This window comes from uncultured Aquitalea sp., assembly GCF_945957525.1.
In the GTDB taxonomy this organism is placed as follows: Bacteria; Pseudomonadota; Gammaproteobacteria; order Burkholderiales; family Chromobacteriaceae; genus Aquitalea.
In genome coordinates this window covers 78,113-99,439 of sequence record NZ_CAMFLA010000004.1, presented here as the reverse complement: position 1 = coordinate 99,439, position 21,327 = coordinate 78,113, and the positions used below count along the sequence as shown (strand labels likewise).

The following is a 21,327-nucleotide window of genomic DNA, read 5'->3' as shown; positions in this document are numbered from 1 at the left end:
CAGCGCATAGTTCTCTATCGGTAGGCCGCCAATTTCCAGACTACCGGCTCATGGCCCTCCTGATAGCCGAACAGATATTGCAGCAAGAAGTTTTTGCGCTCGCGGATGACGTAGAAGGCAGGCATGGCGGCGCCTTTGGCGATGAAGACGCCGGTGAGAATGGACGGGCTGTAAGCGGAGATGTGGCCCTTGGGCATTTCCACCCGCCAGACGCCGCTTTGCGGGCAGCGCTCGCCGGTGCGGCACAAGGTGCCCAGCGGCAAATCGGACGCAGAGCGGGGCGCGAGGGCATCAAGCTGGGCGGCCTGGGCTTTTTGCGCCTGCTGGCGCTTGGGGTCGGGCTTGCCGGTGGTGGGGTCCAGGGCTTTGGCTTCGGCCAACCGGGTCATCAGCTCTTCGCTGGGTTTGGGCGGCGGCAGATTGGCTTCGTGGTCTTTGAGCCACTGTATCTTGCCGTCCCACGTCGGCAGCTTGGCCGGTGGCAGGGGCACGATGTCGTCCAGCTCGGGGACGGCGGGGTTGGCGTAGGCGTAGTTGCGCAGGATGACACTGATGGCGCGATAGCGTTGAGCGCGTTCCGCATCGATGTGGCCGCCCAGATAGGTTGGGTCTTCCGGGTCTGCTTCGCTAAAACCGTTCGCCAGCCATCTTGCGGAGCCCGCATCGCCGGCCTTGGCTCCCAATTGGTAATACTTGATGGCTTCGGGGTATTGCTGCTTGCCGGCCAGATTGATGCCGGTTTCCTGCGCAGCCTTACCATGACCCTGTTCTGCGGCGCAGCGTTTCATTTGCAAGCCGACAGCGTAAGGCTCGGGATAGGAAATGGTGAGCCGGGTGAGCCGGTCGCCCACATAGTATTGCGCCTCTTTGCTGCCGAGGTCGGCGGCGTGGCGGAACATCTTCAGCGCCAGCTCTTCGTTCTGGTCGTAGCCGAAGCCGTTTTCGATGTAGTGGCCGAGGATGTAGTAGCCCATGGGCACGCCGGCTTTGATGAGGGCGTCGTTGAGGTTGAGCATTTCCTCGATGTCGCCGTCCATGTCGCCGTGGCTGAAGTTGTTCTGCAGATTGATATTGGCCTTGTAATGGCCATGGGCGGCGGCGATGCGGTAATAGCGGGCGACGGTTTCGCTGACGGCGCGCTGGCGGTTGAGCACATTGTTCTTGTCCAGCCAGCGGCCATAGCGGAACAGCTGGTCGGCCTCGGGGTTGAGCGGCGGCAGTTTGTCTTGTTCGTAGGCGCAGGTGAAAGCGAGTTTGGCGTCAATGGCGGCTACATCGGGCATGGCGTGTTCCGGTCGGGCGTTGCAGGCGGCCAGCAGCAGGCTGGCCCCCAGCAAGGTGAGCGCGAGACGGTTCATTGGTAGGCCGCCAATTTCCAGACTACCGGCTCATGGCCCTCCTGATAGCCGAACAGATATTGCAGCAAGAAGTTTTTGCGCTCGCGGATGACGTAGAAGGCAGGCATGGCGGCGCCTTTGGCGATGAAGACGCCGGAGAGAATGGACGGGCTGTAAGCGGAGATGTGGCCATCGGGCATTTCCACCCGCCAGACGCCGCCTTGCGGGCAGCGCTCGCCGGTTTTACAGCGGGTGCCGATGGGCAGTGAGTCGCGCTTGGGCTGCTGTTGCAAGACGGGTTTGAGCGCGGGGTTGGCCGGCCGGGTCACTTCAATTGGTAACGGCGGATTTTGCTGTCCGGCCGGGGCGGGCGGCATGGGCGGATCTTGATAGTGGATGTCGATATGCTTGCCGGCTTGCTGCTGGCGGATTTCTTCGGCGTCGCGGTATTGGCGATAGTCTAGCGCCTTGGCAGGCCAGAGCGCGCGCCAGTTGCGACGGTCTTTTTCTTCAAACTCCAGCCGCATAGAGTTTTCCATGGTCTGAAATTCAATGCTGAGCATGGCCACGCCGGGCTGGTTCGGGTCCTCCCAGGTGGGGGAGCGCCTGAATTGAAGTTTGGCAAACACATGGTCAGCATAAAACATCCAGAATGGGCTGGAAATCCAGTCAATGCGTTCCCAGTTTTGCGGAGTGAGGTCGTAATCACCATCCAGAGCGAGGAGTGGGCCTGTGAGAGCATATTCGAACTGCTCTTGGCCTCTTAATCGAGGGTCTGACAGATAAAAGTAGGGTTTCCAGCCTTTGCTGCGGAATTGTTGCAGCAGGCTGTTGATATACAGGCGGGCGGCCTCGTTGCTGAGGGTTTTGTCGGCGGTTAATCCCACATATACTCTGAATTTTTCTATCCCCAAGGATGAGTAATCAAAATCCAATACACCTACAGCACCAGATAGGTATGGAATAGTAAGGCTATAACCCTCATGGGAAAGTTGAGCGTTTGCCTGCTGTTTTGAGCTGATATCAATTTCATAAAATGCCAGACCGGCAGGTTGTACATCTTTATCCAATAAGCTGGCATAGCGTTTGGCGAAGTCCTCGCCTCGCTCTCCCAGTTTGAGAACGATTTCCATAGGTCGGGTAGTGTCTGGCATCGCTGGTGGATTTCCTTGGCTGGGTTGACAGGCAGATATAATAAAGAGGGTTAGTAAACGAATCAGCAGTTTCATAGCATGCACCAAAGGTCGTGCTGTTTTAAAACAATTTGATGAGTGTTGAGCGTGGGCTTGTGCCAGTTTGCCATTATTTTAAGTTGTTCCTCCATATAGTCCGCCCTGGTAAACATCAAGTCGTGGAATCTATTGGCAGCTTCCCCAATCCACTTCATACGCTTTCCCTCATCCTCCAGCTTGAAATCCTTTATCCCATCCGGCTTGGATTCCAGCTCTTTATCTTCCGAGTCACAGGCGGCGGCAAAGACCAATTTCATGGGTGGCATAAGCAGTTTTAGGGCATAGGCGACCGTGAGTGGGCCATCTTGTTCCGGCATCGGCGGCATAGCGATAACGTCATCGGCAGCCGCATCAATCTCTCTCTGTATTTTCAGCCATCTGACAAATTCAGCATCGTTGTAGATCAGCTTTTGCAGCACTTCGCGTTGCTCGTGATCGGCAATGGCTAGTAAGTGCTCTAGTTGCACTTCTCTGTATTTTTTAAGTGAAGGTGGCGTTTTTTCTATTTCCCTCACCAGTCGCATGCCATTTTTGGCATAGGCAGACAATTTCAGCTTTTGTAGTAGGGGCAGCGATTCTGGAGCCCAAGGCAAGGCGGTGAGTTTATGTTCCATTAAGCTGTGCAAGGGCGAGCCGCGCTTTTCCAGGCCGGTAAGACAGGTTTCCGGGTCGTAGTTGTATAGCCAGTGGGTGGCGGCAATATCCTGGAACAGCCAGAAATTACCCTTGCCCAGGCGGTCTGCTACCGTATCCAGCCCCAGAGAGGTAGATGATTTCAGCGCGAACGATTCCAGATTGCACGCTACGGTTTTGCTGGCGAAGGCACCTAGGGCCATCCAGTAGTAACGGCCTTTGAACTTGGGGTTGCCGTGTTCTTCAGTCTCCAGATAGAAGCGGGCATAGGTGGCGGCGATGATGCGGGCACGCTCTGCCTTGTCGGCCCTGCTACCCTTGATGGGCCGATAAACCGTGGTTTCCGCCTTGCCTGCTTTGAGAGGCGTTATATCCCAAGGTGGGCCCCAAGGCGATTTGGTGGGAGACAGGCGCAAAATGGCGAATTGCTGCGCCAGGCTCCAAGCAGTGGTGTAGCTGCCGTCCAGGTAGCAAACGGAGCTGGGTTTGTCGTTCAGTTGGCTTTTGGCGCTGATGTTGTTCTGGCTCATTGGGGGGCGTTCTCTGTGGTGTCGGCGGGTTCGGCAGATTCTGCAAGGTCGTTGGGCGGCTCTTCCCACGTCATCCACAGCAGCTCGGCCTCCACTTCTGCCTGCTCGTTGTCGTGCAGCGCGTGGCTGCCGCCTTGTTTGTCGCTGGCTTGCACCCAGTTGCCCGCAGGGGTGTTGATGGTGAGCGGCAGGCCCTTCCACTCAAAGCCTTGTGGATTGCGCAAGCGGAATTGCTGGTTGAACAGGCCGACCGGGCCGGGGAGGGCCGCCAGGTCGCGGGGGCTGCCGCTGAGGCCTGTGACCGAGAGCGGCCCATACACGGTAGTCTTGCCGTAGGTGCTGACGCCGTCTGCCGTGATGCGCAGGGCGTTGCCGCCCACCGTCAGCACGATTTCCTCTTGCGCGGCCAGGCTGATCTTTTTCAGGCTGCGGATTTGCGTGTCCTTTTGCGATGACAGCAACAGCTCGTCGCCCTGGGCCTGGATGTCCACCTTGCCTTGGTTGGCGTACAGCTTGAGGCCGGCTTTGGCGGCAAACAGGCTGATGGCTTCGCCCACGTTGGCGATGAAGGAACGCTTGGCGCTGACGTTGACGCGCTGTTGGGCGGTGAGTGAGATGTCCTGCCCGGCGGCGGCGTGCAGGCTGTCGCCGGCGCTGAGGGCGATGCCGGCCGGGGCGCTGGCCAACAGCACCGCTTGTTGCAGGTCGGCCAGCTGTTGCTTGAGCAAATCCACTTGGGCTTGGAGGTTTACCGGCTCGGCCTGGGCCTGGGCGGCGGCCTGCCCCAGGCTGTCGCTGAGGCGGTTGGCCGCCTCCAGTTGCTGAATGGCCGCGTCCATGTCCCGCTGCGCGCCGCCGGCACCCGGCTGGGCGTGGGCGGACAACAGCAGGCCCTTGCCGGCGCGCAATGCGCCCCAGTGGTCGGTGCGCACCTCGAAGCCTTCGCCGCGTCCCTGGCGGCCGCTGTCCACCAGGTGGCCCAGATTAAGCTGGGTCTTGCCGTACTCGGTGGCCAGCTTGATGTGCTCCTTGCCGCGCAAATCCTCCATGCGCAGCTTGTTCTTGCCCCAAGTACGGATGATGTTGCGGCTGTGATTGTCGCTGGTGAGCAGGTCGGGATGCTGGCTATCGGACACCGCCCCGCAGATATAGGGTTCGTCGATATTGCCGTTGAGAAAGCCGATCAGCACTCGCACGCCGGCGTGCAGGCCAAAGTGCATGCCGTACTGGCCTCCGGCGTAAGGCCGCGCCAGTCTCACCCAGCGGGTATCGGTGCCGGGGCGGGTGTTGAGGCGGGTGTCCCAGTCAAAGCGCACCACGTAGTGACCGTGTTCGGACAGATAGGGGTAGAGATAATGCCCGTCGCCGGGGCTGACCACGGTGGCGGTTTGCTGACCGCTCGCCACCGGCCAGGGCAGCGGCTGAGGCCGCCACACCCGGTCTGCCGGGATAGCCTGAAACTGGTTGCGGTAAGCCTCTCGGCGCGACCCCTGGTGGCGGGCCTCGGTAATCAGCCAGCCGTGGGGCGCTTCGGCAAACGCGCGGTCCAGCCGCAACACCGCGCCGGGGCGGCTGGCGATGAGATTGCCGGCGCCCTCGGCCTGACACTGACGGCTGACGCTGAACTCCTGCCGCAAGCGGGCCAGCTGCTCACCATCCTCACGCTGGCGGTAGTGCTCGCCATAGAAATAGCGCGCACCGTGGGCGGCGGGCGTTTCCCCTTGAAAACCGGCGTCCACGTCCAGCCGGTTGGGCGCGTCGTACAGATTATGATCGCGCAGGCGGGTGCTGCGGCTCATGCCCTGATGGCTGACCGACAGCGCCGACACCGCCATCTCGCCGGCAGCCTCCAGGCCGGCCTGCTCGCGGTACAGGCCGTGGCGCAGGCTGTCGCGCTCGTAGCCCTCCAGGTTGTCGAAAAACAGCAGCTTCTCCGCGCTGTCGCCGGGCTGCTGCGGGGCAAAGGCAAAGGCGATGCCCTCGTCGGCGCACAGGCGTTGCAGCGCGCCGAGCATGTCCTCCTGATACACGGTGCGGTGCTCGTGCACCGGGTAATCGCGGGTGAGGCGGAACTCGAAGTCCGCGCCGGTGAGGCCAGCGAACTCGCGCAGCATGTCTTCCACCATCGCCGGCACGGTGGTGCGCTGATAAAGCCGATTGCCGAAGTGGTCTTGCAGCAGGGTCAGGCGGGGGGCGATGTGAAAGTGGTAGCGGGTTTCATCGGCGCTGACGCGGCCGCGCCGGGCCTCCCGCACCACGCCGCTCCACTGGCGAGCGGCGGCCTCGGCACCGGGCAGCGTGGCCGAAGGCTGCAGCCGGAAGGCGACGGGCTGGTGGATGAGGCGGGCGAGGTCGAGCTGGGGGTTGGGGCAAGTGAGGGCGATGTCGAGCTGGTAGGGCTGGTTGAGAGCTTCGAGCAGGGTGAATTCGAGGACTGAGAGTGCGTCGACTTGCAGGTGGCGTGGAAAGATCAGGCTGTATGCGTTAGGCATTTCAATTGTGTCGTGTTTAATCGAATGTCAGTCGCTTAGCTTGAAACAGGGGGGAGGGTCGTGCAAGCGATCGGGGTATGGGGGTGGTGGTCTGGAGAAAGGGGGAGGCGTGCCAAGCAGCTGGTACAAGCCGAAGGAAAAAGGCGTCAGGACAATGTTCTTGGGGTTTGGCGGCGGCGCGGCGAGCTGGCCCACGGCCGGGCTGTCGCGGGGTGTGTCGCTGGACGAAGTGACAGGCGGCGGAGAGTGGGGGTATCGAATCTGGCGCAGTGCCTAGTACGGCGACAAGGTGTATAGCTCGGGTTGCCGCAGTATTACGGGCTAGGGGGCGGCTGGAGCCGCGGCAGGCACTGCCGGTAGCGGCGCAGCACGGTCATGACCAGCGCCAGCCAGTAGCCGGCCAGCGCCAGCGTGGCCAGCGCAAACGGCGCAGCCATACCCCACCCTATCCAGGTGCCGCCGCACAGCAGCCATGCGGCATGCAGCCACAACAGACGGGCGTGGGCGCTTTCGCTGAGCAGGTCATGCGTTGCCGGCAACTGCTTGCGCAGCAAGCCAGCTGATTTCAAGGCGAGCCACAGCAAGAACGGCAGGATCTTGCCTTGCATGCTTAGTACTGTACCCAAGCCGAACCCTCCCAACATCAAGCCGCCGGCCAGCATGGACAGGGCGTCAGAGTCCATGCCGGCTTGCAAGCCGCCAAGGCAGGCCGCCGCCGCCATCAGGCTGGACATGGCCAGCCGCCAGCCGCGCCGCGAAGGGTCGGCGGGACGTTTGCTGAGAGCCAGTGCGCGCAATAGCCGCCAGCCGACGGCGATCAGGCTCAGGCTCAGGGAGCTCAGGGCCCAGCCGGATGGGGATGCGAGGCCCAGGCCTAGCGTCATGGCCGCCAGCGTCAGTTGGCCGAACAGCAGTTGTTCCTGCGACAGATGTTTTTCCTGCCAGGCGGGGGTGATCAGAAACAGGGGTATCACCGTGCGCGCCACTGCCAGCGCCAGCAGGCAGAGCCAGCCGCCCAGCGCCCACAAGATATGGTTGTCCAGCAACGGCGTCAGCGGCAGGGGCAGGCGGCCGCTCAGGGTGAGCGCGCTGGCCGCGCCGAACAGCGCCGCCAGGCTCAGACTCGCCAGGGCCAGCAGCAAGCTGCGGCTGGTGGCGTCCCTGGCCGGACTGCGCCAGAGACCGCGCAGACCGTAGCCGGCCGGGGTAAGCAGCGCGGGCAGCAGCAGGAGGGCGCCCGCTTGCAGCCATGCCGGTGAGAGGCCTTGCCAGAAGCCGGCCGCCAGCGCCGCGCAACCGGCCTGCAGCGGCAGGTGGCTGATCAGCAGCAAACGGCGCGGTGCGCGCACCGGCACGCCGGCGACCACCGCCAGCAGCTGCCACAGCGAGCCGATCATCACATTGCCCAGCACCCCCAGCGTGAGCACATGCGTGAGCGCCAGTACGGCGGGCTGGAAACGGAAGGGCGCGTCGCCGGGCAGAGCGGCCAGCAGCAGCGCGCCGGCCAGCAGCCAGCAAGGCGCGGCCAGCATGTATGCCAGCGGCAACCACAGGGGAGGCGCTTGCTCGTAATCCAGCCAGGCGCTCATGGCCGGGTGAGGAACAGCACCACGCCGCCGTCGCCGGCGAGTTCGAAACGGTATTGCAAGCCGTCGCGCTCCAGCATGGGCAGCAGCGGGGAGGGGTGATGAGGCAGCACCCAGGCAAGCGTGTCGCCGCTTTGCATCTGTTCGGCGGCGTCCAGGATGATTTCCATCGGCTCCGGCGGAGCCAGATGACGCAGGTCGCGGGGCGTCATGCCTTGCAGCCTTCTGCGATCAGTGCGGCCATGTCCGGCAGGATTTGCGCGCACATGGGGTAGAGGATGTTTTCTTCTTTCATATTGTGCTGCTGCATGAGGATGAGCAGGGTGTCGTTGAGGCCGAGGAAGGCGGCGGCTTGGCGGGCTTGCAGCGCTGCCGCCATATCCTGCATCAGTTCGCGCATGTCCTGGTGCTCCATGCGCATCACGCGGGTGGGGCCCATGCTCTGGCCGCTGGCCGACTCGAAAGCGGGGAATAGAGCTTCTTCTTCGATGCCGAAGTGGTCTTCCATTTCCTGGCAGAAACCGGCGAAGGCGGTGCTGGCCGACTCCCAGTCCTGTGTGCGGACGGCGGCTTCGCAAGCGGCGAAGCGTTCGTCGCAGTCGCGGTGCTGGCGGGTGAGGGTATCGATGGCGCTCATGGCGGTGTCCTTGTGGGGTGGAGCCTGCAGTATGGCGGGCCGTGGCCGGGCGGCTGAATGACCGGAATCAAGAAATCCGGCTCAGGCCGTCAGCGCGGCGCGCAGGGCGGCCAGCTCCTGATGCAGCCTCACGACTTCGCCTATCACCAGCAAGGCCGGCGCGCGCAGTTGGTGATCCGCAATCAGCCGGCCCAGTCCGGCCAGTTGGCCGCAAACGGCGCGCTCGCCGCTCATGCAGGCCTGTTCCACCACCGCTACCGGGGTGTCCGGCGCGCGGCCATGCGCCATGAGCTGGCGGGCGATGTTGTCCGCCTCTCCCAGCCCCATGTACACCACCAGGGTTTCGTCCGGCCCGGTGTCGGCGGTCCAGGCCAGCGCGGATTCGCCTTCGCGCCGATGGCCTGTGACGAAGCAGCAGCCTTGCGCATAGTCGCGATGGGTAAGCGGCAACAGCAGGCTGGCGGCAGCGCCCAGCGCGGCGCTGACGCCGGGAACGGATTCACAGGGAATGCCGGCGGCCAGTACGGCGCGCATCTCTTCGCCGCCGCGACCGAACATGAAGGGATCGCCGCCTTTCAGCCGCACCACCCGCTGGCCTTGCCGGGCGAAACCGATCAGCAATTGGTTGATATCGCCTTGCGGCAGGGTGTGGCGGCTGGCGCGCTTGCCCACGCAGATGCGGCTGGCGCTTGGCGGAGCCAGCAGCAGGATGTCGGGGCTGATCAGGTGATCGTAGAGCACGACGTCAGCCTGCGACAGTCGCTGCGCCGCGCGCAGGGTCAGCAGGTCGGCGCTGCCCGGCCCGGCCCCCACCAGCGCCACGCTGCCGGGGGGGAAGTTGCTGCGGGCGAGGTTGGCCGAAGGCGGGACGGCGGAGGCGGGCGGCAGGGAAAACGGCGGGGCGGGATGGGTCATGTCGGCGTGCTCCGGAAAGGCGATGCGCCAGTGTAGAAAGCCGGAGGGCCGGAAATCGTTGATTCGAATCAATGCTATCGGAATGTCCGGATACGTACAGTTCGCCTCGAGCATCGCACTGGCGGTGCAAGCATTCGAGGAGGAAGTGATGAGCGCGAGCTTCACCAAATCGACCGCCCGCAATATTTTCTACGGCGGCTCGATTTTCTTTTTTCTGCTGTTCCTGGGGCTGACGCTGGACACCACCATGGCCTTGCCCAGCCACAACGCCAAGGCACAGGCCCTGCTGACCGATCAGGCCGTGCGCGGCAAGAAGATCTGGGAGACGCGCAATTGCGGCGGCTGCCACACCTTGCTGGGCGAGGGCGCTTACTTCGGGCCGGAGCTGGGCAATGTCTACGTGCGCCGCGGCCCGGATTTCATCAAGGGTTGGATGAAGGCCATGCCGACCAATGTGCCGGGTCGTCGCCAGATGCCGCAATTCCATCTGAACGACGCCGAGCTGGATGATCTGGTGGCCTTCCTCAAGTACAGCTCCCAGATCAATACCAATAACTGGCCGCCCAATATCCAGGGCTGATTCCGTCCTTCCCATTTCCAATCGGAGAGCAACATGAGCAACGCTACCGTGGCCTCGCTGCCCGCCAGCGCAACGGCAGCCGCCTCGCAGGTGCGCTATCGTTCGCAGGCCGTGGCCAAGCCGTATTTCATCGCCGCCATCGGGCTGTTCATCGGCCAGATCGTGTTCGGGCTGATCATTGGCCTGCAGTATGTGGTGGGGGATTTTCTCTTTCCCGTCGTCACCTTTTCCACCGCCCGCATGGTGCACACCAACCTCTTGATCGTGTGGTTGCTGTTTGGCTTCATGGGCGCGGGGTATTACCTGATTCCGGAAGAAACCGAGCGTGAACTGCACAGCCCGAAACTCGCCATCATCACCTTCTGGGTGTTTCTGGTGGCCGGAGCGCTGACCATCCTCGGCTATCTGGGCCTGCCCTACAACGTGCTGGCGCACCTGACGGGCAACGACCTGCTGCCCACCATGGGCCGGGGTTATCTGGAGCAGCCGCTGATCACCAAGGTGGGCATCGTGCTGGTGGCGCTGTCCTTCCTTTACAACCTGTCCATGACGCTGCTGGCCGGTCGCAAAACCAGCATCAGCATCGTCATGCTGCTGGGCTTGTGGGGGCTGGCCATCTTCTTCCTGTTCTCCTTCGTCAACCCCAACAACTTGGTGCTGGACAAGTACTTCTGGTGGTGGGTGGTGCATCTGTGGGTGGAAGGCGTGTGGGAGTTGATCATGGGCGCCATGCTGGCCTTCGTACTGGTGAAAGTGACCGGCGTTGACCGCGAGATCATCGAGAAGTGGCTGTACCTGATCATCGCCATGACGCTGATCACCGGCATCGTGGGTACCGGCCACCACTACTTCTGGATTGGTACGCCGGCCTACTGGCAGGTGTGGGGTTCGATCTTCTCGGCGCTGGAGCCGATTCCCTTCTTCATGATGACGATGTTCGCCTTCAACATGGTGAAGCGCCGCCGCCGCGAGCACCCCAACCAGGCCGCCACGCTGTGGGCGCTGGGCACCGGTGTGATGTCCTTCCTTGGCGCGGGCGTTTGGGGCTTTCTCGGCACGTTGTCGGTGGTGAACTACTACACCCACGGCACGCAGGTGACGGCGTCGCACGGTCACATGGCCTTCTACGGCGCTTACGCCATGGTGGTGCTGACCATGATTTCCTACACCATGCCCTTGCTGCGCGGCCGCGAAGCCAATAGCCCACAAGCGCAGAAGGTGGAAAAGCTGGCGTTCTGGGTGATGACGCTGTCCATCGTGGCCATCACGCTGTGCCTGACCGCCGCCGGCGCAACCCAAGTGCTGTTGCAGCGCCTGTCGGACACGCCGCTGTCCTTCATGGAAACCCAGGACCGCATCATGCCGATTTACTGGGCGCGCTGGGTGTGCGGCATCAGCTTCTTCTGCGGCTTGGTGCTGTATGTGATCAGCTTCTTCGTCACCGGCAAGCGCGAGGAGTAAAACGCGCGGCGGGTTCGGGCTGGCCCTGATTTGCATCCCCGGCAGGGAGGATGATGGGCCGCTGCCGGATGGCGGCTGGCAAGGGAGGTTTGCGCGGGCAAATCTCCCTTTGCCCTTCGGTTCGCGCTGTTTGCCTTGAGCCCACAGCCCTCTGGCGGGTTTGCAGGGTTGCGACGCGCCGAGCAAGGGTTTCTTCCTGTGTCGGCCTGCATGCCCCTGCCAACATTCTGAAAAATCGGATAAGCGAAATGAAGGCTCTTGTGCAATCAAGCGCGCCGCCAGAGCGTCGCGTGCCCGGCGATCTGGCGATGTGGTGTTTCATTCTTGCCGAGCTGGCGGTGTTCGGCGTGTTTTTCCTGGTGTATGCGGTTTTTCGCTGGCGCGAACCGGCGCTGTTTGCCGCCGGTCAGCGCAGTCTGGATCTGACCCTGCCTACGCTCAACACCCTGTTTTTGCTGGCGGGCAGCGCGGCCATGCTGGCGGCGGTGTCGAGGTTTGCCGAAGGGCGGCAACCGGCTGGCCGGCGCGCGCTGGCGCTGACGATGTTGTGCGGCGGCGGCTTTCTCGCGCTCAAGCTGTATGAGCTGGTGGGCAAGTTCGCGCGCGGCATCACGCTATCCACCAATGACTTCTGGATGTTTTATCTGTCGTTGACGGTGTTTCACTTTCTGCATGTGGTGCTGGGCATGGTGATCGTGGCGGCGGTGTGGCGGCTGGCCCGCGACGGCCGTTACACGCCGGACGCCATGGACGGCGTGGAGACGGCGGCCGCCTATTGGCACATGGTGGATCTGGTGTGGCTGGTGCTGTTTGCGCTGGTATATGTGGCCCGCTAGGCGTGGCCTCATGATGTTCCGGGCGAACCTTGGCCAAAACGCGGAGGATGGACCTGCGCCCTGGCGACAAGCGCAAAGCCTTATTTCGAATCAAGGAGGCCTTGGCGGCGCGGGGGCATGATGCAGTCATGACTTATCCCGCACCCGGAACGCAGCGCGCCCTGTGGCTGCTGCTATCGCTGCTGACCGTATTGGCGGCATGGTTGGCCGAAGACGGCCATCCGCGCCGACTGGCCCTGATTGTGCTGGCGCTTGCCTGGTTCAAGGGCGTGCTGCTGGTGGAGTACTACATGGGGCTGCGCCACGCGCCGCGCTGGCTGCATGCCCTGGTGCAGGGCTGGCTGGCAGTGGTGTCGTCGGCCCTGCTGCTGAGTTTTTTCTGAGGAGACCCTGGTGAACGCGCCTGTCATTGCTGAAACCACCGTGCCGTTTTATCAGCCGCAAGGTGATGAGTGCGAGCTGTTCGACGCCGCCTGGCGGCAGCAGCTGCCGGTGTTGATCAAGGGGCCGACCGGCTGCGGCAAAACTCGTTTCGTCGCCCATATGGCGGCCAGACTGGGCTTGCCGCTGTTCACTGTTTCCTGTCATGACGATCTGGCCGCCGCCGATCTGGTGGGGCGGCACCTGATCGCCGATGGCGAAACTCTGTGGTGCGACGGTCCGCTGACCCGCGCGGTGCGCGCCGGCGGCATCTGTTATCTGGACGAGGTGGTGGAGGCGCGCAAGGACACTACCGTGGTGCTGCACCCCTTGACCGACGATCGCCGCATCCTGCCGGTGGAACGCACTGGCGAAGTGCTGCAGGCTCCACCCGGCTTCATGCTGGTGGTGTCCTACAATCCCGGCTACCAGCATGTGTTGAAAACGCTGAAGCCCAGCACGCGGCAGCGCTTTGTGGCCATGTCTTTCGGCTTTCCCGCCCCGCAGCTGGAAACCGGCGTGTTGATGATGGAAGCCGGCATCGGCGAGGCGCTGGCGCGCCAACTGGTGACGCTGGCCGGTCAATTGCGCCGCTTGGGCGGTTACGACCTGGACGAGTCGGTCAGTACCCGTTTGCTGGTGTACGCCGCCAAGCTGATGCAGGCGGGCATGCGCCCGGCGCTGGCCTGCCGCACCGCGTTGGCCGAGCCCTTGAGCGACGACGCCGATACCGTGGCGGCGCTGCTGGCGGTCATCGGCACCCAGTTCGCGGACTGAGGCCATGGAAGACATCGTTGGCGGCTGGTGGGACAAGCTGGTGCGGCGCGCGGCGCGGCGCGGTTTTCCCGCTTGCGCTGCCCGGCTGGACGACGTGGCGCCGCAGGCGCCGCTGTTTTTCCGCGCCATGGGTGGCGATCCGGCGCTGGTGGTGCGCTCTACCGTCGGCGTCGAGCACGGCGCGCGCCGGCGCTGGCTGGAACGATTGGCCGGCACCGGCACCCGCGCCGAGCTGGCCTGGCAAGACCGGCAGGCTTTATACCTGCCCGAGGTGATGGATTGCTTTCCTGAAGCCCAGCTCAATCGCCAATGCTATTTCTGGTTGATGGCGCAAGCGGCTTTCGACGACGGGCAGGGCGACTGGCTGGCGCGCAATCAGCGCGCCGCCGCCCGCGCCGTGGCCGCCATGCCCGGTCTTGCCGCGCTTTATCAGCGGCTGACGCGCGCCTTGTTGGCCGAACGGACGCCGCCGGAGGCGCTGCCAGCGGGCGAGGCAGCCGTAGAGCGGGCCATTCGCGCGGCGCTGCAGAATCCGGCTGCGGCGGTATCGTTGCCGCCCCTGATGCGTCCGCCCCAGCCGGTGCCCTTGTGGCTGCATCCCGAGCCCCCGCAGGATGCGGCTGAAGGCGTGGTCAAGCAGCATGCCGACAGCGATCGCGACCACGCCGGCAAGGACGCGGCGGCCAGGCACCGCCGCTATCGCGCGCAACGCATGGCGCAAGACGAGCGCAAGAACGGCATGCTGATGGTGTTTCGCGCCGAGAGCCTGTTTACCTGGGACGAATACGTCAAGGTAAACCGTCATACCGACGAGGATGACGACGACAACAGCCAGGCCGCCGCCGAAGACATGAACCGCTTGACCGTGGCGCAGGACGCCAGCAGCAAGGGCAGCCGCTTGCGGTTTGACCTGGATTTGCCGGCCGCCGCCTATGACGACACGCCCCTGGGGCCGGGGCTGAAATTGCCGGAATGGCACTGGAAACGCCAGACGCTGGTGGAGGATCACTGCATCATCCGTCCCATGTATCCGCGCGACGCCGCTCCGGCGGCGTTGCCCGAGCGCCTACAGCCGCTGGCGCGCCGCTTGCGCCGGCAATTCCAGGCGCTGGCGCCGGAGCGCAGCCGCCGCAGCGGCGAGACCTCGGGGCCGGATATCGACATCGACCGCGTCATCCGCTTCTTCGCCGAACGCCGCAGCGGCGTGGCGGTGGGCGAACCGCCGCTCTACCAGGCCTGGCCGCCCGGTGAGCGAAGTCTGGCCTGCCTCACGCTGGCGGATCTGTCGCTGTCCACGGAAAGCTGGGTGGGCGAGGCGGGACGGGTGATTGATGTCATTCGCGACAGTTTGCTGCTGTTTGCCGAAGCGCTGGCGGCCAGCGGCGATGATTTCGGCTTGTACGGTTTCTCCTCGCTGCGCCGGCAGGAGGTGCGCTGGCAGATACTCAAGGATTTTTCCGATCGGTACGACGATGCCGCGCGCGGCCGCATTCTGGCCATCCGCCCCGGCTACTACACCCGCATGGGGGCGGCCATTCGCCAGAGCACGCGCATCCTGCGACAGCGGCCGGCCAGCAAACGCCTGCTGCTGATGATTTCGGATGGCAAACCCAACGACCTCGACCACTACGAGGGCCGTTACGGCGTTGAGGACACCCGGCAGGCGGTGCTGGAAGCGCGCCGCGAAGGGGTGACGCCGTTTTGCGTCACTGTGGATCGCGAGGCGGGCGACTATCTGCCCCATCTTTTCGGCCACCGCGGTTACGTGGTGGTGCAGCAGGCCGAACGCTTGCCGCAAGTACTGACCCGACTTTACGCCAGCCTGACAGGCTGAGCCGCCTGACATTCACTCCAAGGTGTTCGCACCGCTTGCCGCCCGGTCCCCGCCGGGCGTTTTTTTTGTTGCGCCCGCCAGATGATGCTGAAGGCTTGATGTTGGTGAAGGCCTCCGCGGCGGCCCTGTGCCAGCATACGGTTTACCTTGAGTGAGGAGCGCCGCATGGCCAAGAAATTTCCGCTGCACCCCCGTCATCCCGAGCGCATCTGCTGGGGTTGCGACAAATATTGTCCGGCGGATTCCCTGCAATGCGGCAACGGTTCCAGCCGCACCCAGCATCCGGCCGAGGTGCTGGGCGACGATTGGTATGAGTACGGCGACTGGGGGCTGGAGGACTCGCCGGCCGAGGACCCGAGCCTGTCCGCCGGGCCGTCCGGAAACCGTTGATTCGAATCAAGGAGGCGGCTATGCCTCCGGGATGATGATGCCGGCAAAAGGGTTATTCCTAACGCTGGAGCACATACCATGAAGTCCCCGAGGCTGTCCCTGCTGATGAAGGGTTCTCTGCTGGCCGTGTTGCCGCTCGCCGTCATGAGCGCATGGGCTGAAAACGCCCCCACCTCCACCAATGCGCCCGAAGCCAAATACCAGGGGGCCCCGTCCCCGCTGGCTGGCGAAGCGATGCACCAGAACATCAATCCCAAAGCGCCGCCGATGACCGAGGCGGAATTCACCCACGCCAAGCAGATTTATTTTGAACGCTGCGCCGGCTGTCACGGGGTGCTGCGCAAAGGGGCTACCGGCAAACCGCTGACGCCGGACATCACGCTGGCGCGCGGCACCGAATACCTGAAAACCTTCATCAAGTACGGCTCGCCGGCCGGCATGCCCAACTGGGGCACGTCGGGCGAATTGACTGACCAGCAGGTGGACCTGATGGCACGCTATGTGCAGCAAGAGCCGCCCACGCCACCGGAGTTCGGCATGAAGGACATGCTGGGCACCTGGAAGGTGCTGGTGCCGCCACAGAATCGTCCGCAGCATAAAGAGAACGACATGGACATCTCCAACCTGTTCTCCGTCACCCTGCGCGACGCCGGGCAGATTGCGCTGATCGACGGCAACAGCAAGAAGATCGTCAGCGTGATCAAAACCGGCTACGCCGTGCATATCTCCCGGTTGTCCAAGTCCGGCCGCTATCTCTACGTGATCGGCCGCGACGGCAAAATCAATCTGATCGACCTGTGGATGGCCAAGCCCGACAGCGTGGCGGAAATCCGCATCGGTCTGGAAGCCCGCTCGGTGGAAACCTCCAAGTACAAGGGTTTCGACGACAAGCTGGCGGTGGCCGGCGCTTACTGGCCGCCGCAGTACGTGATCATGGACGGCAATACCCTCAAGCCGCTGAAGATTGTCGGCACCCGGGGCATGACGGTGGACAACGAATACCACCCCGAGCCGCGCGTGGCCTCCATCGTGGCCAGCCACTTCAAGCCCGAGTTTGTCATCAACGCCAAGGAAACCGGCAAGATCATGATGGTGGACTACTCGGACCTGTCCAACCTCAAGACCACCACCATCGATGCCGCCAAGTTCTTGCATGACGGCGGTTTCGATACCACCGGCCGTTACTTCATGGTGGCTGCCAACGCTTCCAACAAGGTGGCGGTAGTGGATACCAAGCTGGACAAGCTGGCAGCGCTGGTGGACGTGGGCAAGACGCCGCACCCAGGGCGCGGCGCCAACTTTGTCGACCCGCAATACGGCCCGGTATGGGCTACCGGCCACCTGGGCGACGACAGCATCAGCCTGGTGGGCACCGACCCCGACAAACACAAGGCCCAGGCCTGGAAGGTAGTGCGTACGCTGAAGGGGCAGGGCGGCGGTTCGCTGTTCATCAAGACCCATCCCAAGTCGCACAACCTGTGGGTGGACACCGCGCTCAATCCTGAGGCAGCGGTCAGCCAGAGCGCGGCGGTGTTCGACATCAATCATCTGGACAAGGGTTACGCCGTACTGCCTATCGGCGAATGGGCAGGCCTGGGCGATGGGGCCAAGCGCGTGTTGCAGCCCGAGTACAACAAGGACGGCAGCGAAGTGTGGTTCTCGGTGTGGAGCGCCAAGGACAAGCAGTCGGCCATCGTGGTGGTGGACGACAAGACCCGCAAGCTGAAGGCGGTGATCAAGGACCCGCGCCTGATCACGCCCACCGGCAAGTTCAACGTGTTCAACACCCAGCACGATATTTATTGATCCTTGCGCGATCGAGCCCGCCGGTGTTCCGGCGGGCAGAGGAGCTTGATATGAAAGCAGCGTTGACGATGATTTCCCTGGCCGCCGCACTGATGGCCGCCCAGGCCGGCGCGGCCACGCCCGAAGACTTGCTCAAGCAGAACAACTGCCTGGCCTGTCACGCCGTGGACGCCAAGGTGGTGGGGCCGTCTTACAAGCAGGTGGCCGCCAAATACAAGGGGCAGGATGTTGTGGCCAAGTTGATGGACAAGGTGAAGAAGGGCGGCTCCGGCAGTTTTGGGCCGGTGCCGATGTCGCCTAATCCGCAAGTGCCGGATGCCGACCTCAAGGTCATGGTGCAATGGATCCTGACGCGTTAAGGCGCTGGGCGGCGGCGTTGCTGTTGTGTGGCGGCTCGGCGGTGTTTGCCGGTGCGCCGCCTGCGCCGCAGCCTGAGCGGATGGCGGTCATCCGCCATCTGGCGCGGCAGGATTGCGGAGCCTGCCACGGTCTGACCTTCCGTGGCGGGCTTGGCTCCCCGCTGACGCCAGAGGCGCTCAAGGACAAGCCGGACGAGAGTCTGGCCGCCGTCATCCTCAATGGACGCCCCGGCACACCGATGCCGCCCTGGCGTCCTTTTCTTACTGAAGAAGAAGCGAAATGGCTGGTTTACTGGTTGAAACAGGGCGCGCCGCCCTGATCGGTTCGCTGTCCCTGCTGCTGGCCGCCTGCGCCGCGCCCGCGCTGCGCGGCACCGGGGATTTGGGGGTGGTGATAGAGCGCGCCTCCGGCAGTGTGCAAGTGGTGGACAACACGCATCAGACTTCACTTGGGCGGGTGGAGGGGCTGGGCGATCTGTCGCACGCCTCGGTGGTGTTTTCGCGCGATGCCCGCTACGCCTATGTGTTCGGACGCGACGGCGCCATCAGCAAGGTGGACTTGTTGAGGCTGATACTCGTGCGCCGGGTGGCGCAGGCCAGCAACAGCATCGGCGGGGCGATCTCTTCCGACGGCAAGGTGATTGCCGCGCAAAATTATCAGCCGGGCGGCGTGCGACTGTTTGACGCCGACAGCCTGGCTTTACTGGCGGACGTGCCGGCCGCGCCGGGCGTCAACGGCAAACCCTCGCGAGTAGTGGGGCTGGCCGACTTGCCGGGCAAGCGCTTTGCCTATGCGCTGTTCGACGCCGACGAAATCGATGTCATGGACGCCAGCGATCCGGCGCATCCGGTGGTGGAACGCCATCCGGGGGCGGGCAAGAGCCCTTATGACGGGCTGGCCAGCATGGATGGTCGTTATTTCCTGGCCGGCCTGTACGGAGAGGACGGCTTGTCCCTGCTGGATACCTGGCGGCCAGATCTGGGCGTGCGTCGCGTGCTGGCGGGTTATGGCAGGGGCGAGCAGGCCATGCCGGTCTACAAGATGCCGCATTTGCGCGGCTGGTCGCTGGCGGGGGATTACGCCTTCCTGCCCGCGGTGGGCCACCATCAGGTGCTGATGGCTGACAACCGCAGCTGGGCGCAGGTGGCAACCGTGCCGGTGCTGGGCCAGCCGGTGTTCGTGATGGCGGAACCCTCGGGCCGCCGGGTTTGGGTCAATTTTGCTTTTCCCGACAATGACAAGGTGCAGGTGATCGACGTGCCCACTCGCGCAGTCATCGCCACCTTGCACCCGGGCAAGGCCATCCTGCACATGGAATTCACGCCGCGCGGCGACGCAGTATGGTTGTCCAGCCGCGACGACGACAAGCTGGTGGTGATCGATACCGCCAGTTTGAAGACTGTGCGCGAATTGCCGGCGCGCAGTCCGTCCGGCGTGTTCTTCAGCTGGCGCGCCGGCCGGATGGGCATGTGATGCCCGCCGCTCAGGATGCCGCGCTGTTGCGGCTGATCAATGATTGCCAGCGCTGCTTTCCCTTGCAGAGCCGCCCCTTCGCCGCGCTGGCCGAGACCATGCCGCCAGGCTGGGACGAGGACGGGTTGCTGGCCGCGCTTGGCCGCGCGCGCGAGGCCGGCTTGCTGTCGCGCATCGGCGCGGTATTCGCGCCCAATACCGTGGGCAGCAGCACGCTGGCGGCGATGGCGGTGCCGGAAGCGCAACTGGACAGCGTAGCCAGCTTTGTCAGCAGCCATCGCCAAGTGAATCACAACTATCGCCGCGACCACCGCTACAACCTGTGGTTTGTGGTGGCGGCCGATTCGCCGGCCGGCGTGGCGGATGTGCTGTCGCGCATTTACCTCGCCACCGGCATCCGGCCGCTCAATCTGCCGCTGGTGCGCGAATACCATATCGACCTCGGCTTTGATTTTTTGCCCGGCGGTCACCTGCCGGCGCGGGTGGCGGTGGCGGCGCCCTTGCCGGTCGAGCTGGCGGACTGGCAACGACAGCGCTTGCTGGCGGCCCTGTCTGGCGGCCTGCCGCTGACCGAACGGCCCTATGCCGCACTGGCGGACAGTTGCGGGCTGGACGAGGCGCAAGCGCTGGGGCAGATCGCCCGCTGGCAAAGCGAGCGGGTGATTCGCCGTTTCGGCATGGTAGTGCGGCATCACGAACTGGGTTACCGCGCCAACGCTATGTGCGTCTGGCGCATAGACGACATCGTCGAGCGCGACCGTGTTGCCAGGCTGCTGTCGGCGGAGCCGGCCGTTACCCTTTGCTACGAGCGACCCGCGCGCGCGCCGGACTGGCCCTATCAACTGTTTACCATGATCCACGCGCGCGACGCGCAAGCGCTGGATGCGGCGCTGGACGACATCCGCCGCCGCCACGGCCTGCATGATGTGCCGCTGGCCGTTTTGCGCTCCACACGCCGCTACAAGCAATCGGGAGCCCGCTATGGTCATGCCTGACGGACTGGACGCCATTGACGCCAGATTGATCGAACAACTGCAGGGCGGCTTTCCGCTGAGCGCGCGTCCATTCCAGGCTGCGGGCGGCCGACTAGGGTTGGCCGAAGCGGCGCTGATCGGGCGTTTGCGCGCTTTGTTGCAGAACGGCGTGCTGACTCGGTTCGGGCCGATGTTCCAGATAGAGCGGCTGGGCGGGCGCTTCGTACTGGCCGCCATGGCGGTACCAGAAGCCCGCTTTGACGATGTGGCCGCCGTCGTCAACGCCTTGCCGGCGGTGGCGCACAATTACCGCCGTGAGCATCGACTCAATATGTGGTTCGTGCTGGCTGCGGACAGCGCCGCCGCCATCGACGCCGCCCGGCAAGGCATTGAAACCGTGACTGGCCTGACGGTGCGCGCCTTCCCCAAGGAGCGCGAGTACTACGTGGGCATGCGTTTTCGTGTGGGGGGCGCTTCGCCGGTGGGGGCCGCGCCGACGTCGGCGGCGGCCGGCGAAGCCGCGACCTTGACCGAGGCAGACCGGCGGCTGATCCAGGCCACACAGGCCGGGCTGCCTTTGTGCTCGCGGCCCTATCAAGCGGTGGGCAAGGCGCTGGGCTTGTCCGAAGACGACGTGCTGGCGCGGCTGGCGGCTTGGCTGGAGCAGGGCGTGATCCGTCGTATTGGCGCGGTGCCCAATCACTACGCCATCGGCTATCGCGCCAACGGCATGGCGGTGTTCGATGTGGACGACGCGGCGGTGGATGCGCTGGGCGAGCGGCTGGGCGGACTGGATGCGGTCAGCCATTGCTATCGACGGCCGCGCTGCCTGCCGGATTGGCCGTACAATCTGTTCGCCATGGTACACGGTCAGAACCGTTCGGCGGCGCTGGCGGCGCTGGCGGAGGCGCGCGCTTTGCTGGGCGAGGCCTGCCGCAGTCACGACATCCTGTTTTCCAGTCGCATCCTGAAAAAGACCGGCCTGCGGCTTTGAGCGCCGGCCGGGATTCGGTTGACCCGAATCAAGGAGCGCCCGCCAACCACCGCCGCACAC

At 64.0% G+C, this 21,327-nt stretch carries 21 protein-coding genes; 13 read left to right on the top strand and 8 right to left on the bottom strand.

Annotated features, from left to right (window positions below):
- Positions 1–14 precede the first annotated feature (14 nt).
- The 8 genes from Q0P52_RS05350 to cobA form a co-directional block, all read right to left on the bottom strand.
- Complete coding sequence (locus Q0P52_RS05350) at positions 15–1,358, bottom strand: sel1 repeat family protein (protein WP_293764486.1); 1,344 nt, start codon at positions 1,356–1,358, stop codon at positions 15–17.
- Positions 1,355–2,566: a hypothetical protein gene (locus Q0P52_RS05345; RefSeq protein WP_293764483.1), complete on the bottom strand. Its 1,212-nt coding sequence runs from the start codon at positions 2,564–2,566 to the stop codon at positions 1,355–1,357. The genes Q0P52_RS05350 and Q0P52_RS05345 overlap by 4 nt, the downstream gene beginning before the upstream one ends.
- A complete protein-coding gene (locus tag Q0P52_RS05340; protein WP_293764480.1) occupies positions 2,563–3,732 on the bottom strand; it encodes a hypothetical protein in 1,170 nt (389 codons plus the stop codon). Before Q0P52_RS05340 ends, Q0P52_RS05345 begins: the two co-directional genes overlap by 4 nt.
- Complete coding sequence (gene tssI, locus Q0P52_RS05335) at positions 3,729–6,224, bottom strand: type VI secretion system Vgr family protein (RefSeq protein WP_293764477.1); 2,496 nt, start codon at positions 6,222–6,224, stop codon at positions 3,729–3,731. The genes Q0P52_RS05340 and tssI overlap by 4 nt, the downstream gene beginning before the upstream one ends.
- 314 nt (positions 6,225–6,538) lie before the next feature.
- Entirely contained in the window at positions 6,539–7,813 is a 1,275-nt protein-coding gene (locus tag Q0P52_RS05330) for a hypothetical protein (protein ID WP_293764474.1), read from the bottom strand.
- The gene (locus Q0P52_RS05325; protein ID WP_293764472.1) at positions 7,810–8,022 is read right to left on the bottom strand and encodes a DUF2249 domain-containing protein; all 213 of its coding nucleotides are present in this window, start codon (positions 8,020–8,022) and stop codon (positions 7,810–7,812) included. The genes Q0P52_RS05330 and Q0P52_RS05325 overlap by 4 nt, the downstream gene beginning before the upstream one ends.
- A complete protein-coding gene (locus Q0P52_RS05320; protein ID WP_293764470.1) occupies positions 8,019–8,447 on the bottom strand; it encodes a hemerythrin domain-containing protein in 429 nt (142 codons plus the stop codon). The genes Q0P52_RS05325 and Q0P52_RS05320 overlap by 4 nt, the downstream gene beginning before the upstream one ends.
- Positions 8,448–8,528: 81 nt before the next feature.
- A complete protein-coding gene (cobA, locus tag Q0P52_RS05315) occupies positions 8,529–9,362 on the bottom strand; it encodes a uroporphyrinogen-III C-methyltransferase (protein WP_293764467.1) in 834 nt (277 codons plus the stop codon).
- 82 nt (positions 9,363–9,444) lie between these two features.
- Between cobA and Q0P52_RS05310 the strand changes: the two genes are divergently transcribed.
- The 13 genes from Q0P52_RS05310 (at position 9,445) to Q0P52_RS05250 (ending at position 21,267) form a co-directional block, all read left to right on the top strand.
- Entirely contained in the window at positions 9,445–9,942 is a 498-nt protein-coding gene (locus tag Q0P52_RS05310) for a cytochrome c (protein ID WP_293764465.1), read from the top strand.
- 33 nt (positions 9,943–9,975) lie between these two features.
- Positions 9,976–11,403, top strand: a complete 1,428-nt coding sequence (locus tag Q0P52_RS05305; RefSeq protein WP_293764462.1) for a cbb3-type cytochrome c oxidase subunit I — start codon at positions 9,976–9,978, stop codon at positions 11,401–11,403.
- Between the two features lie 248 nt (positions 11,404–11,651).
- Positions 11,652–12,239: a cytochrome c oxidase subunit 3 family protein gene (locus tag Q0P52_RS05300; protein ID WP_293764459.1), complete on the top strand. Its 588-nt coding sequence runs from the start codon at positions 11,652–11,654 to the stop codon at positions 12,237–12,239.
- A 128-nt stretch (positions 12,240–12,367) separates the two neighbouring features.
- Positions 12,368–12,622 (top strand): cytochrome C oxidase subunit IV family protein, encoded by a 255-nt coding sequence (locus Q0P52_RS05295; RefSeq protein ID WP_293764456.1) that lies wholly within the window; start codon positions 12,368–12,370, stop codon positions 12,620–12,622.
- Positions 12,623–12,632: 10 nt separating this feature from the next.
- Positions 12,633–13,436 carry a CbbQ/NirQ/NorQ/GpvN family protein gene (locus tag Q0P52_RS05290; protein WP_293764453.1) on the top strand — a complete coding sequence of 268 codons (804 nt, stop codon included), beginning with the start codon at positions 12,633–12,635 and terminating at the stop codon, positions 13,434–13,436.
- Positions 13,437–13,440: 4 nt separating this feature from the next.
- Positions 13,441–15,270: a VWA domain-containing protein gene (locus Q0P52_RS05285; RefSeq protein WP_293764450.1), complete on the top strand. Its 1,830-nt coding sequence runs from the start codon at positions 13,441–13,443 to the stop codon at positions 15,268–15,270.
- A 165-nt stretch (positions 15,271–15,435) separates the two neighbouring features.
- Positions 15,436–15,660: a DUF3079 domain-containing protein gene (locus Q0P52_RS05280; protein ID WP_293764448.1), complete on the top strand. Its 225-nt coding sequence runs from the start codon at positions 15,436–15,438 to the stop codon at positions 15,658–15,660.
- A 78-nt stretch (positions 15,661–15,738) separates the two neighbouring features.
- Complete coding sequence (locus Q0P52_RS05275) at positions 15,739–17,466, top strand: nitrite reductase (RefSeq protein ID WP_293764445.1); 1,728 nt, start codon at positions 15,739–15,741, stop codon at positions 17,464–17,466.
- Positions 17,467–17,516: 50 nt separating this feature from the next.
- Entirely contained in the window at positions 17,517–17,825 is a 309-nt protein-coding gene (locus tag Q0P52_RS05270) for a c-type cytochrome (protein WP_293764442.1), read from the top strand.
- Complete coding sequence (locus tag Q0P52_RS05265; RefSeq protein WP_293764439.1) at positions 17,807–18,145, top strand: cytochrome c; 339 nt, start codon at positions 17,807–17,809, stop codon at positions 18,143–18,145. Before Q0P52_RS05270 ends, Q0P52_RS05265 begins: the two co-directional genes overlap by 19 nt.
- Entirely contained in the window at positions 18,106–19,299 is a 1,194-nt protein-coding gene (locus Q0P52_RS05260) for a cytochrome D1 domain-containing protein (protein ID WP_293764437.1), read from the top strand. The genes Q0P52_RS05265 and Q0P52_RS05260 overlap by 40 nt, the downstream gene beginning before the upstream one ends.
- A complete protein-coding gene (locus Q0P52_RS05255) occupies positions 19,299–20,294 on the top strand; it encodes an Lrp/AsnC family transcriptional regulator (protein WP_293764434.1) in 996 nt (331 codons plus the stop codon). Before Q0P52_RS05260 ends, Q0P52_RS05255 begins: the two co-directional genes overlap by 1 nt.
- A complete protein-coding gene (locus Q0P52_RS05250) occupies positions 20,287–21,267 on the top strand; it encodes an AsnC family transcriptional regulator (RefSeq protein ID WP_293764432.1) in 981 nt (326 codons plus the stop codon). The genes Q0P52_RS05255 and Q0P52_RS05250 overlap by 8 nt, the downstream gene beginning before the upstream one ends.
- Positions 21,268–21,327: the final 60 nt, after the last annotated feature.